Below are 13,358 nucleotides of genomic sequence, written 5' to 3'. Positions count from 1 at the left end.
TAAAAACAGCCCATCGAGTAGGCTGTTTATTTGTATTGTCCCTTAAAGCGCGTTGGCGACTCCCAACCAAGTAAAGCTATTTGGCACATCATTTAACTGAATGGTTTGTTTGATTTTTAGATTTTTTAAATCCAATTCTATAATCGTTTTGGCTTGTGTATCATTCAAAAATACCGTGCCTGACGTTACATTCACGACTAAGCGACTTTTAGAAAGCTCTGTGCTCAGCACCGTTGCAATTGCCTTTACTTGCCCAATACGCTGCCAAGTTTGTGTATCAATCACATGCACTACACCTGCACTATCTAAAATCGCTAAATAACGACCCGATGCATCGACCACTTGTTGTAAACGCTTCACTGGTGTCACCCCATCAGCTTCTTTAGCACCTAAAGACCAATCTAAACTGACTGCATTTAGATGCTGAGGATCAACGATAAATAAAGCATGTGTTCCCGTTGCAAAGGCCGCGAATTTATCTAATTTTTCATGTCCTGCAATTGTGGCAATACGTTGGTCAATCAGAACTTTTTTATCAATAAACTGACTGCCTTTTTGTTCAACCACCAATACACCATCTTCACAGCCAAACGCCGCATATTGTTGAATTGAAGCTGCGCCATGCAAACGATTACAAGCATTAGTCAAAGTTTGTTCTTCATGAAAATGATCGCCATGTAATTCATAGCTTTTTACCACACTCAATGTGGTTGCATCCGTCGGTAAATAAGTACTCAGTACATAGCCACCACGTGGCTCAGCCACGCCATGATGTTTTTTCGGCAACTTTTGGCTAGAAATTTCTTGTTTCTCAATGGCTAAATCATTGAATACATCAAATTTAGATACCTCTGTGTCATTTCCATCATAAAACAGCGCAGCGAGCCCATTAAAACTACGGTAATGTGCAGGCGTTGCTCCCTCCAATTGAAATGCCAATAAATTGGGTGCATTTTTCTGTAGGACATTATTTTTATTAAAAATTCCACCATCAGCGAATTGCACCACACCATCAACACGACTGAGCATCACTGCATAACGCGATTGTGGACTGCTATACATCGCAGATGGCGTATAACTCAGTGCTGTTGTATTGATAATTTTCTGTTCTTTCAAATCGTAGATTGATAATAAAGGGCGCACGGTATCCGCATTGGCAATTGCTAAACGTCCTTCATTACTCTGTACAGGTTGCTCAGGTTTAGGCGCAATTGTTGATACCGAATTTGATGAATCGCTTCCCCCACAAGCCGATAACAACACACTACTAAATAAAATACTCAAGATATAACTTCGTTTTAAACTTTTCACCCTATTTGCCTCTGTTGAACTCATTTCATATTATTGTTATGTTATAACATAACGATAATATAATAAACAATTCATCATTTTTTAAGCTTTGTCTGACTGAAATGAACTTTTAGAGGGCACTCGCGGATGATTTTCAACATGCTGTGATGATTAAAAATTAAGAGCATCAAAGATGCAATTCGTTATCAAATCATATTTAAATAATTAATTTTAATCATGAATTATTCATCTCACCGCAATTTAACCGATCTATAATATGGTTAAGAAAACTCTATCACTGAATACAATGCACAATTTCTTATACTTATTTGCTCTACTTTCTTTAATACTAACGCTGTCAGCTTGTGGCACAAAGAATGAGCCTGAATTCATTGAAGTAAAAACTATGAAATCAATTACAAGTCCATATTTTATAAAAGAGTTTGCTTTACTTAAATATGATAACACCTGTTTTTTAAAGACATCTGCTGTCCTTGAGGATGGAAGCGAAATCAATAAAAGTTGGGGTTTTACCGAGGGTAAAGTATTTTTAGTTGATGACAATACGCCGAAAACCTCATCTATTGACACCAATCAAAGTTCACCTGCTGACCAACAGATAGATCAATACATCAAACAGATGAAAACAAATCAAGAAATAGGCTATATCAAAAGTTTACTATCAGCCAAAAGTAGAAATGAATGTGGAATAAAATAACATTTTTTTATTTCTAGTCAGAACTTGCTGCCGAAGTGTTTGAAGCCTTTGCACTCCCTTTGAAAATCCTTATACTTAACCACAATTTTTGTTTGATTCCAGTGGATGCACCATGAGTCGTGCTATATCGCATATTGACACATTTCAGGGCTTAATTCTTGCCCTACAAAACTATTGGGCGGAGCAAGGCTGCGTCATATTACAACCATATGATATGGAAATGGGTGCAGGGACATTCCACACTGCAACATTCTTACGTGCATTAGGTCCAGAAACTTGGAACGCAGCTTATGTTCAACCTTCACGTCGTCCGAAAGATGGTCGTTATGGTGAGAACCCGAACCGCTTACAACATTACTATCAGTTCCAAGTCGTCTTAAAACCAAACCCCGACAATATCCAACAGCTTTATCTCGATTCTTTAAAAGCGATCGGGATTGATACGTTGACACACGACATTCGTTTCGTGGAAGACAACTGGGAATCTCCAACACTTGGCGCTTGGGGCTTAGGTTGGGAAGTTTGGCTCAACGGTATGGAAGTGACTCAGTTCACTTACTTCCAACAAGTCGGTGGTGTTGAGTGTTATCCAGTCACAGGTGAAATCACCTATGGTTTAGAACGTCTTGCGATGTACCTGCAAGGTGTAGACTCCGTTTACGATCTGGTTTGGACTAAAGGTCAGTTTGGTACAGTGACTTACGGCGATGTATTCCATCAAAATGAAGTTGAGCAATCAACCTATAACTTTGAATATGCCAACGTTGAAAAAATGTTTGAATTATTCGATTTCTATGAAGCGGAAGCAACTCGCTTAATGGAAGCTGAACTGCCACTCCCTGCTTATGAGCAAGTCATTAAAGCATCGCATAGCTTTAACTTACTTGATGCGCGTGGTGCGATTTCTGTGACTGAACGTCAACGTTATATTTTACGTGTGCGTACCTTGGCGCGTTCAATTGCACAAAGTTATGTCGCTGCTCGTGCAAAACTTGGTTTCCCAATGGCAGAACCACATTTACGTGATGAAGTATTGGCTCAACTCAAAGCACAAGTTGAAGCAGAAGCAGCCCAAGCTGAAAAAGCGAAGGAGAATAAATAATGACTCAACATACTGTTTTATTCGAACTTGGCTGTGAAGAACTTCCACCAAAAAGCTTAAAAACTTTGCGTGATGCACTCAAAGCTGAAACTGAAAAAGGCTTAAAAGATGCAGGCTTAAACTTCGCGTCTATTGAAGCTTATGCTGCTCCACGTCGTTTAGCCCTTAAAATTGTGGATATTGATGCGGCTCAAGCGGATACACAAAAACGTTTTGACGGCCCTGCTGTACAAGCGGCTTATGATGCTGAAGGCAAAGCAACCAAAGCCCTTGAAGGCTTTATGCGCGGTCAAGGCATTACGGTTGATCAGCTTTCAACGTTCCAAGCAGGTAAAGTTGAAAAAGTGTGCTTCTTGAAAGATGTGAAAGGTCAAAGCCTTGATGCTTTACTGCCACAAATTTTACAAGCTGCGTTGGATAACTTACCAATCGCAAAACGTATGCGTTCAGCGGCAAGCCGTACTGAATTCGTGCGTCCAGTAAAATGGGTAGTATTGCTGAAAGATGATCAAGTGGTTGAAGCAACCATTCAAGATCATACAGCAGGTAACGTGACCTATGGTCATCGTTTCCATGCGCCAGAAGCAGTGATTTTAGCGCATGCAAATGACTACTTAGCTGCTTTAGAAAAAGCTTATGTCGTTGCGAACTTTGAAAAGCGTCAAGCGACGATTCAAGAACAAGTCAAAACATTGGCAGATGAAGTCAATGCGACTGCAATTGTGCCAGCAGATTTGCTTGATGAAGTGACAAGTCTGGTTGAATGGCCTGTTGCATTACGTGCGACCTTTGAAGAACGTTATTTAGCTGTTCCTCAAGAAGCATTGATTACCACCATGCAGGATAACCAAAAGTATTTCTGTTTAATCAATGCTGAAGGTAAATTACAGCCTTACTTCATTACTATTTCAAATATTGAGTCGAAAGATCCGATTCAAATTATTGAAGGAAATGAGAAAGTTGTTCGCCCTCGTTTGTCTGATGCAGAATTCTTCTTCTTACAAGACCAAAAGCAACCGCTTGCATCTCGTAAAGAAAAATTAGCCAACATGATATTCCAAGCGCAATTGGGCACACTTTGGGATAAATCAGAACGTATTGCAAAATTGGCTGTGGCAATGTCTCCAATTACAGGTGCAAATGCAGCTGATGCTGAGAAAGCAGCGTTACTTGCGAAATGTGACTTAACCTCTGAACTTGTGGGTGAATTCCCAGAACTTCAAGGGATTGCAGGCACGTATTATGCTCGCCTTGAAGGTGAGAATAGCGAAGTTGCTGAAGCGTTAGGCGAGCAATATTTACCGAAATTTGCAGGTGATGTATTACCGCAAACCAAGACAGGTACCACCATTGCGCTTGCTGACCGTTTAGATACGCTTGTTGGTATTTTTGGTATTGGTCAAGCACCAACAGGTTCTAAAGATCCATTTGCCTTACGTCGTTCTGCAATCGGTATCTTGCGTTTAATCATCGAAAATGAACTTGATGTGACGATTGAAGAACTAGTTAACTTTGCCTTGCAAGGTTATGGCGACGTGGTTAAAGATCATGACAAGACGCGTGCTGATGCGGTTGCTTTCCTTGAAGGTCGTTACCGTGCCAAGTATGAAGATCAAGGCGTTGCTGTTGATGTGATTCAAGCGGTTCAAGCACTTGCTCCAAAATCTCCACTTGATTTTGATAAACGTGTCACTGCTGTCAATCATTTCCGCACCTTGCCAGAAGCGGCTGCATTGGCTGCGGCAAATAAACGTGTTGCCAATATTCTTGCCAAAGAAGCGACTCCTGAAGGTGCAGTCGTTGAAGCGAATCTGGTTGAAGCTGCTGAAAAAGCGCTTTATGCAGAGTTATCAGCTTTAACACCAGTAGTTCAACCTTTACTTGCTGCACGTAACTATACAGAAGCACTCTCTAAGCTTGCTGCGCTTCGTGCGCCTATTGATGCTTTCTTTGAAGGCGTGATGGTTATGGCAGATGATGCAGAATTAAAAGCCAACCGTTTACGTTTATTGGCTCAATTACGTGATTTATTTACAGCGATTGCAGATGTGAGTGTATTGCAGGGTTAAATATTTATAATCCTTGATCTTTCAAATAAACCCCGCTATATATTTAGTGGGGTTTATTATGTAAATTAGAAGAATTATGAAAAGTTTAAAATTATCTATTGTTAATTTATTTATGTGGGGAGGAGAATCTTCTTATAGTGGCGGACCTAATGATACAACTATAATAAAGTGTGATGGCTTTGCGTTTAAATTTAAACAACATGATATTCTTTTAAAACATAAAGACTTTGAAAATAAAAGAAAAGTTACTACACATGTTGAAGTGCAATACACTGAAGAAACGCAAATACTACAAATTTTCGAAATTATTGATGATATTTGCTATTTACTATCTTTTGCTCAACAATCATATGTTCGTTGTGAGACCTATGGCCGATGCTCCACTCAATCTCGACCATGCTCTGATGTAAAAACTATGCGAGCAGACAATAATATTATTGATATGCATGGTTTAGAAATTAGGAACTTTATTGAACAAACATATCCAACATTCAAAAAGCTAAAGTCATCTAGGCAGCTAACTGTTGTATTTGACTATTTATGTGAAGCAAATCGTGCAAATCTAGCCACAGAAGCATCACTTATTTTGCATTATGTAATCATTGAAAATCTGAAACATACCTATGCATTAGAGCGTGGTTACCAATATCAAAAAGGGAAATATAATCATCCCCTATATCCCCCTCAAAACTATCAATGTATAAATAAAGAAGAATATTGCTTTGATGAAAATACTAGTCAATATATTCATAAGCTTCATAGCAAATGTGGTTCTACTGAAATGACTAAAAGAATGTTTGAGTCAATCGGCATAAGCAGAAGTAATAACCTTATTAAAGATGCTCTAAAGAAGAGAAATCGAATTATTCATGAAGGTCTGTTATTGCCTTTAAACGATTCTCAATATTCAAAGCAAGCTAGAGAAGACCTAAATGAAGCCAGTAATCTAATACAAGAATACTTGTTTACTCTTCTAAACTATAAAGGCACTTACTGTACTAAGTCATGATCAAACAGAGTCTTCTGGTCTTATTGAATAAATATCTATATAAAAGACTAATTTGCTCATAAGCTAACTCTTTACTGAATATATCAATTTCACATCACCTACATTCTTTTCTTATACTTGGCGATAAGCTATAAAGCTTGGATTGTGGCAAGGTCACTTAGGGAACGGAAAAGATGATGAATAAAGTAAAAATATTATGTGTTACGACTGCACTGATCGCATCGTCTTCTCTATGGGCAGCCGATACAAATGTAGCAACAACAAGTACAACCAATACCGTACCTGAAAAAACTATGCCTTATGGCGATAATCCAAGCATCGGACGTGTATTACTGTATAAAACAGGAAAAGGCATCCAAAACTTAGGTCACTCAATTCAACATAGTTCAGAAAAAACATCTGCAAAAATAAGCAAATCATGGCAAGAAGCCAAAGTTTATAGCGCTGAGCAATCCCAATCAATTCAGGCAAAAGCTGAAGAAACCAAAGAAGTCACCACAAAGAAACTGCAAGAAACCAAAGATGCTGTCATCGGTACAAATGATGGGAACATTCCAATTGTGCATGCAGAACTTAGCCAATCATCATCGAACTAAAAGTAAAAACACCTCTAATCGACTCAGAGGTGTTTAGCTTAACCCTTAGTTTAATTAAACAAGTTCGGCTTCTACCCCAACTTGATGATCAATTAAATATTCATTCAAATTAAAATAACTGAGTTGCTGACGCATCTTAAACGTCGTCCACGGCCATACCGTACTATTTCGTCCGTTCCGATCAATGAAATAACTCTGACAACCCCCTTTGTTCCACACCGTGGTTTGTAAAGCCTCTTGCACGCGTTGATTAAATTCAGCCATACGCACAGGATCAGGTTCTATGCTTTTGATATTTTTTTGAATTGCTTGTTTTAAGGCATCAACAATATAAGTCAGTTGGGCTTCAATGATGATAAAAGCAGATGAACTCACTGCAATATTAGGGCCGAACATCAAAAAACCATTCGGACAATCTGCCACCATCGTTCCCATATAACCTTCTGGACTGCCCTGCCACACATCAGACATGCTTTGTCCATAACGGTTATAGACTCGCTGGGCAATTGGCGGTTCAGCAACTTCAAAACCTGTCCCAAGAATGATCACATCAGCCTCAAAGGTTGAGCCATCACTGGCAATCAACTGCTTGCCTTTCACTTCGCTCAATGCACCCGCCACCACATTAACATTGTCTTGGGCTAGAGCTGGATACCATTCATTAGACTGGAGAATCCGCTTACAACCAATCACATAGTTTGGTGTGACTTTGGCACGTAACTTAGAATCTTTAATGCCCTGTTTAATATGAAATTCAGCAATACGTTGTACTTGTCGCATCGCCGCATTACTTTGTAAACCACCATTTAAGGTTTCAAAGATGCCATAGACTGATCCACGCATCACCGACTGAGTGACAGGGACATATTTAAATAAGGTTTGAATCGCACTTGGGAGTGGCATATCCGATTTAGGTAAAATCCAATGCGGTGTGCGTTGAAATACAGTGAGTTCTTTTACCAAAGGCTGGATTTGTGGCACAAACTGAATTGCGGAAGCACCTGTACCAATTACTGCAACGCGTTTGCCTGTTAAGTCCACATCATGTCGCCAACGCGATGAATGGAAAATCTCACCTTTAAAATCTTTTAAGCCTTGTATATTTGGAATCACTGGCTCATGCATTGGGCCACATGCCATAATCGCAAATTGTGAATGTAATTCGCCTTGATTGGTTTTAATAATCCAGCACTGTTTGGCATCTGACCACGTTGCTGCAAGGGCTTCATGTTGAAAACGGACATGGGGTAATACTTGGTATTTCTGTGCCGTATTTTGCAGATATTGTTTGATTTCAGCCTGTCCTGCAAACACACGACTCCATGCAGGATTGGGTTCAAAAGAATACGAATACAATGCCGAAGGCACATCACAAGCACAGCCCGGATAGGTATTTTCACGCCATACCCCGCCTAACTCATCGGCTTTTTCCAACAAAATAAAATCTTGGATACCTGCTTGTTTTAATTTAATCGCTGCGCCTAGACCTGCAAAACCACCGCCGATCACAATGACACGATGAAATGGAACAGTCTTCGATTGTGTACCCATAACCACGTATTTCCTTATTTTAATTCCGTGAACAACATGGCATAAACGGTGTAGAGGGTCATTATCAAGACAGGCCTTTTCTTAGGTCATTTTTGACACAAATTGCTAAGGCGGCTTACCGTTGTTTGCATTCAACCGATTCAGCTTAGATTTACAGTGTTATCCCAAAACATAGATTGAACTTCTCAGCGTTTATCTACACACTCAATAACATAAATTCATAGGATTGGAATTTTGCAAATGATGCATCACCCATTCAAAATAATGGCTCTTTCCTTGTTGAGTGCAATCAGCTTCTCTGCGTGTTCTTATTTACCAACAACATCACCTTCGCCCATAAAACAGTTAGAACAAGTCCAAAATATTGAGGCACTGCCAAATACCAAAGCCAATGTTGCAACGCTGAGCCAATCTAAAAATGATTGTCTTATTCAATTTACAGGCTATTTTGATGCTGGGGAAAGCACAGAAACTTGGCGTTTCAAAGCAAATCAACTGCGCCATGCCTTTTCTGAAACCTATCAATATGATTTAAATCGTGCGATTGATGTGGCGACGCAAAAGCATAAACTGGATCAGAAAACACGGACTATCACTGTTTTCGATATTCAAAGTGATGAAACAAAACATAATTTTGAGAAGCTCAAAAGCCATTTCAGTCAAACGGCGTTGGCTCAATGTCACTCAATATAACGATGCAGGGGAAATAAAAAATTCCCCTTTCTATTCAAATATGTTGTTGTAGAATTATCAACTTAATCAAAGTAATAAATAAAAAGAGCAATTCACCATGCCATTATCAAAAATTGAGGTGTGCTATTCACACCCGCCAACAACAGTTCAAGCCCTAATGGATGCTGTTATACAAGCACAACGGGAAGTTTTACAAATCCCTGAGCATGATCGACAAATTCGTTATATTGAGCATCGCCCTGAACACTTTTGGATACCACCGAATAAATCTCAAAAATATACTTTAATTGAAATTTGCATGTTTTATGGTCGCAGCCTTGAAACGAAAAAGAGGCTGTATCAAACTTTAGTTAAAAATTTAACTGAACTGGGTATTCCTAAAGATGACATTTTTATTTTGCTTCAAGAACAAGCCTTAGAGAACTGGGGAATTCGCGGAGGGATTCCTGCTTCAGAAGTTGATCTAGGTTTTAAAGTAGAGATTTAAAATAACCTTTAAAGCAGCGTAAACTTGATCATTCAATTTCCTTTATTCCATCAATATGAAAGTTGATCAAATATGCTTTTCACCTTTTATTTCCCATAAATTTGAGATTAAGCTTTGATATCAACTCTATTTTTTACTTTATTTTTCATTTAATTATAAAAAATATCATCTCCACAATTTCTAGCTACAGTGTTTTTAAGCTGTAATTTGCTTGTAAAGTTTTGCTGAAATCCATCGCTTTCTCTGTTTTGCTCGTTATGATGCATTTGCGTTGATGAAGTACCCCAATACGGTACATCGCTTAAGGAAATCGCAATGAAAAAAATGATCAAAACAGCTATCGTGACAACAACTCTCCTCGCTTCTGCATCTATTTTTGCACAAAACGTTGGTGTCAATGCCAATGGCTCGGCGCAAGTGAATGTAGAATCAGGTGGCTTGATCAAAGGTGTTACAGGTGCAGTTAAAAACACGGCACAAGGCGTAGGTCATACCGCTCAGCATATTGGTCATGCTGCTGTAAATACGGGCGTAAATGCAACTCAGCAAACGATCGGTGTCGCAACCAATGTCAGTTCACAAGTGATCAGCAAAACTGATGAAACTGTCAAAAATACTCGCAACTACACGGTCAATAAAGCGAATGATGCTAAGCGATTTACGGCTGATCAAAAAACAAAGATCAACAAACAGCTTGAAGAAAAACAAACTCGACCTAAGGCATTAAATTTAGATGCACAAACCAGTCTCAATACACAAGTGAATGGTAAGACTTCATCAGTAAATGCCAAAACAGGCTTGAATGCAGATCGAAAAAATCTACACACAGGTGCAAATGTAGGTGTGAAAGTCTTAGGCGTAAATGCCAATGTAAACACCAGTGCTAAAGTTGGCGTGAACTAATCGAGTTAAATCCGCTTTAAAGCAAGCCCTTTGTCGAGACAAAGGGCTTTTTTATTAAATCATTGAGCTGACGAATTGTAGTTTAGTCTGTTCGTCGGCACTGTTGTCAATAAAGTGGCTCAAACCCTGATCATCACAACTCAAGGTCAATTGTTTATAACTCAGACTATAAAAGTCAGCATAATATTTAAACAGCAATGGCGACTGATCTAAGGCTAAAGCTTCGCCTACTTTGACCAACTTATGAATGCCACGATCATTCATAGTCAACAGATAAGATTCAGCATTGAGTTCTAGTTCAACAACTGCATTTGCTGTGACTTTTAATGGCAATAAATATTGTTGATTCGCCTTAATCACTTCAGCACTATAGCTCTCTAGCTTTAAACTCACCAAATTAAAGACCAGAAACTTATCTTGCACCGTGCGAATGCTTAATGCTGAAATTTCAGTGTGTTGGACAAAGTGTGGCTGAATACCCAACTTCTGCAAGTTTTGTTCAGTGCCCTGTTTGAGATTAAATAATTGTTGAACTAATTTTTGTTTGAGTAGCGCATCAAAATAACGCTCGTCTAAGACAAAATCATTATTCTCTAAAATCCGCAATAAAGCCTGATGGTGTCTCGTTAACAACGCATCAAGTACATGACGATAATAAAATTTACTTTGCTTTTTAACTTCCCGAACACGCTGATAAAAATAGGTGATATCAAATGGCTGTTCGACAAAATCATTTAACAATTGCGAACTCGCCAAAACCGAAAGTGCCTCATGCCCTGTGAACGGTAAATGAATCACATGCATGTTTGGCAATAGAGGTTGTATTTTTAAGAAATGTTCTTTGTCTTCTGCAAAATAAGGATCATAAACAATGATGTATTCACGAGATGCATCCACTTCATCGACTTGAATCTGCATTTCTTGATGAATGGATGGATCGAAAAATTCCGCATAACGGCGGTCTTGAACCACATCAGGGTCAATTGAATATTGTGGAACAAAGGCGACGATTTTCTGCATATTCAATAAATTAGAATACTTAATCGCAGCATAGCCTCCCATTGAGCCGCCATAACCAACGATCTGTTTAAACTGTTCTAAAATTGGCTGAATCTGCTGCTGCATCTGGAGCATGCTGCTTTTAGGAAACCAAGTTTTTTGTTTTGGCATAATGCCAATCACATTATATTGATATTTTATGAGTGATTTTTCAGCATTAATCGACATTCCTTTGGCACGACTAATCAAATCGCCAAACGAAACCACTAAAGTGTCACTTGAACCTTTTAAAAAAATAACGCGAATATGTTCATCTTCAAATATTATTTGCTTATCCATGCTCACACTGAAAAATCAATCCTAGGCTTGTCGCAAAAAGTCATCAAATGATGGCTTTGCCAAACCCTATTTGCGGAGTATCTTATTTTATAGAGATAAGACAGATTAAAAAGCGCAAAAAATGACACAATCCTTGCATCCTGCTGCACAAAAAGGCTTTAGTTTAGGGGCAGAACTCTATCAGCAAGTTCGCCCCAGTTATCCACCAGAAGTCATCGTTTGGCTGCAAGATCAGCTCAAAGTTGGTGAAAGTTCCACTGTTATTGACCTCGGTTCAGGGACTGGCAAATTCTTACCTTACCTCATTCAAACACAGGCAAAGGTGATTGCGGTTGAACCTGTGACAGAGATGCTAGAACAACTGCAACAAAGCTATATCACGGTTGAATGTCTACAAACTTCCAGTGAGCAACTTCTGTTAAAGGATGAATCGGTTAACGCGATTATTTGTGCGCAATCGTTCCATTGGTTTTCAAATATTGAAACGCTCAAGGAAATGTATCGTGTCTTAACGCCATCGGGGCATCTAGGATTGATTTGGAATCAGCGTGACATCACTGTGGACTGGGTAAAAGCGTTAGCTGATGAAATTGCACCTTTTGAAGCAGATACACCGCGTTACCATAGTGAAAAATGGAAGCAAGTTTTTGAGCATCAAGCGCTATTCCAATTCAAAGGGCTGCAAACCTTTCAACTCAAGCATACAGGTACGGTAGAACATGTTGTCAGTAAACGTTTACTTTCTACCAGTTTTATTGCAGCAATGCCGCAGCTTGAACAACAACGCCTGAAAGCAAGATTTGAACAAATTGTATTTGATTTTACAGGGCGAACTGCGCAAGATCAGATTGATTTTCCCTATACCACCTTTGCCTACCATTTCCAAAAAAGAGTAAATTAATAATCAATCAGGTGTATTTATGACGATTAAATTTAAAACTACTGTTGCACTCACTAGCTTACTCAGCGCTACATTGCTACTGAGTGCATGTAATAAAGACCCGCAAACAACAGCACACCAAGAACAACAAAGTACGACCAGCAACGATGCAATTGGTCAGATCAAACAAATACCGATTAAACAGTTCCCAGCCACGGCTAACGATGCGCATGATATTGCAGCCTTGGATGACTATGACCGCCGTTTTACCGAAATGAGCGATAGTATGGAAATGGAATTGGCAAAGATGAAAGAAGCCAATTCACTCACACCTGAATTTGAACAACAACGCCAAAAAGATAATGTCCGATCTGCACTCAATATGCTGAAAGAGTTAGAACTCAAAACCGAACAAGGTCGTTATATTCAAGGGCTTTTGTATGAATATTGGGATAACCAAGCCAAAGTATTAGAACAAAGTACCTTATCTAGCACCGCTCAAAATGCCGATACTGCCAAACAAGTTGATCATTTAAATGAGTATTTACATGCACAAAGCCAACTGCATCATTGGAAGAGTTCACAAACATCTGAGATCAAAATGAAAACTGAGTAAATGCTATTCTATTTCATCAGATATTCAATCTAAGTTACATCATTTCATCCTTAGCAGATTTTGGTATTAATGCTTTCCATCGCATTGACACTATCAAATAAAAAAA

The 13,358-nt window shown here is 38.9% G+C and carries 13 protein-coding genes; 10 read left to right on the top strand and 3 right to left on the bottom strand.

The annotated features are described in order from the left end of the window. Positions 1-42: 42 nt before the first annotated feature. Positions 43-1,311, bottom strand: a complete 1,269-nt coding sequence (locus MMP60_RS08600) for a hypothetical protein (protein WP_241335874.1) — start codon at positions 1,309-1,311, stop codon at positions 43-45. A gap of 256 nt (positions 1,312-1,567) precedes the next feature. Here MMP60_RS08600 and MMP60_RS08595 point away from each other — a divergent pair, with 256 nt between their 5' ends. The 5 genes from MMP60_RS08595 to MMP60_RS08575 all read left to right on the top strand — a co-directional run bounded on the left by MMP60_RS08595 (position 1,568) and on the right by MMP60_RS08575 (position 6,784). Further along, positions 1,568-2,008 (top strand): phosphoesterase, encoded by a 441-nt coding sequence (locus MMP60_RS08595; RefSeq protein ID WP_241335873.1) that lies wholly within the window; start codon positions 1,568-1,570, stop codon positions 2,006-2,008. A 112-nt stretch (positions 2,009-2,120) separates the two neighbouring features. Then, a complete protein-coding gene (gene glyQ, locus MMP60_RS08590) occupies positions 2,121-3,110 on the top strand; it encodes a glycine--tRNA ligase subunit alpha (protein ID WP_018679456.1) in 990 nt (329 codons plus the stop codon). Beyond that, complete coding sequence (glyS, locus tag MMP60_RS08585) at positions 3,110-5,179, top strand: glycine--tRNA ligase subunit beta (protein ID WP_241335872.1); 2,070 nt, start codon at positions 3,110-3,112, stop codon at positions 5,177-5,179. Before glyQ ends, glyS begins: the two co-directional genes overlap by 1 nt. A 76-nt stretch (positions 5,180-5,255) precedes the next feature. Next, on the top strand, positions 5,256-6,188 hold the full coding sequence (locus MMP60_RS08580) for a hypothetical protein (RefSeq protein ID WP_241335871.1): 933 nt from the start codon (positions 5,256-5,258) through the stop codon (positions 6,186-6,188). Between the two features lie 173 nt (positions 6,189-6,361). Beyond that, positions 6,362-6,784 carry a hypothetical protein gene (locus MMP60_RS08575; RefSeq protein WP_241335870.1) on the top strand — a complete coding sequence of 141 codons (423 nt, stop codon included), beginning with the start codon at positions 6,362-6,364 and terminating at the stop codon, positions 6,782-6,784. A 54-nt stretch (positions 6,785-6,838) separates the two neighbouring features. Here MMP60_RS08575 and MMP60_RS08570 read toward each other — a convergent pair whose 3' ends face one another. Further along, positions 6,839-8,335, bottom strand: coding sequence for an NAD(P)/FAD-dependent oxidoreductase (locus MMP60_RS08570; protein ID WP_241335869.1), 1,497 nt, complete (start codon positions 8,333-8,335; stop codon positions 6,839-6,841). A 240-nt stretch (positions 8,336-8,575) separates the two neighbouring features. On the opposite strand from MMP60_RS08570, the gene MMP60_RS08565 reads away from it, so the two are divergent. The 3 genes from MMP60_RS08565 (at position 8,576) to MMP60_RS08555 (ending at position 10,418) form a co-directional block, all read left to right on the top strand. Next, complete coding sequence (locus MMP60_RS08565) at positions 8,576-9,028, top strand: hypothetical protein (protein ID WP_241335868.1); 453 nt, start codon at positions 8,576-8,578, stop codon at positions 9,026-9,028. Between the two features lie 97 nt (positions 9,029-9,125). Beyond that, positions 9,126-9,515: a tautomerase family protein gene (locus MMP60_RS08560; RefSeq protein WP_241335867.1), complete on the top strand. Its 390-nt coding sequence runs from the start codon at positions 9,126-9,128 to the stop codon at positions 9,513-9,515. Between the two features lie 315 nt (positions 9,516-9,830). After that, positions 9,831-10,418 carry a hypothetical protein gene (locus tag MMP60_RS08555; protein ID WP_241335866.1) on the top strand — a complete coding sequence of 196 codons (588 nt, stop codon included), beginning with the start codon at positions 9,831-9,833 and terminating at the stop codon, positions 10,416-10,418. A gap of 54 nt (positions 10,419-10,472) precedes the next feature. Here the strand turns inward: MMP60_RS08555 and MMP60_RS08550 are convergent, their stop codons facing one another. Continuing rightward, positions 10,473-11,756, bottom strand: coding sequence for a hypothetical protein (locus tag MMP60_RS08550; protein WP_241335865.1), 1,284 nt, complete (start codon positions 11,754-11,756; stop codon positions 10,473-10,475). A gap of 121 nt (positions 11,757-11,877) precedes the next feature. On the opposite strand from MMP60_RS08550, the gene MMP60_RS08545 reads away from it, so the two are divergent. Further along, positions 11,878-12,657, top strand: a complete 780-nt coding sequence (locus MMP60_RS08545; protein WP_241335864.1) for a class I SAM-dependent methyltransferase — start codon at positions 11,878-11,880, stop codon at positions 12,655-12,657. A 19-nt stretch (positions 12,658-12,676) separates the two neighbouring features. Next, the gene (locus MMP60_RS08540; RefSeq protein WP_241335863.1) at positions 12,677-13,252 is read left to right on the top strand and encodes a hypothetical protein; all 576 of its coding nucleotides are present in this window, start codon (positions 12,677-12,679) and stop codon (positions 13,250-13,252) included. Positions 13,253-13,358 lie beyond the last annotated feature (106 nt).

Source organism: Acinetobacter sp. ANC 4805 (assembly GCF_022549495.1).
Classification (GTDB): Bacteria; Pseudomonadota; Gammaproteobacteria; order Pseudomonadales; family Moraxellaceae; genus Acinetobacter.
This window is presented reverse-complemented; position numbering and strand designations above follow the sequence as displayed.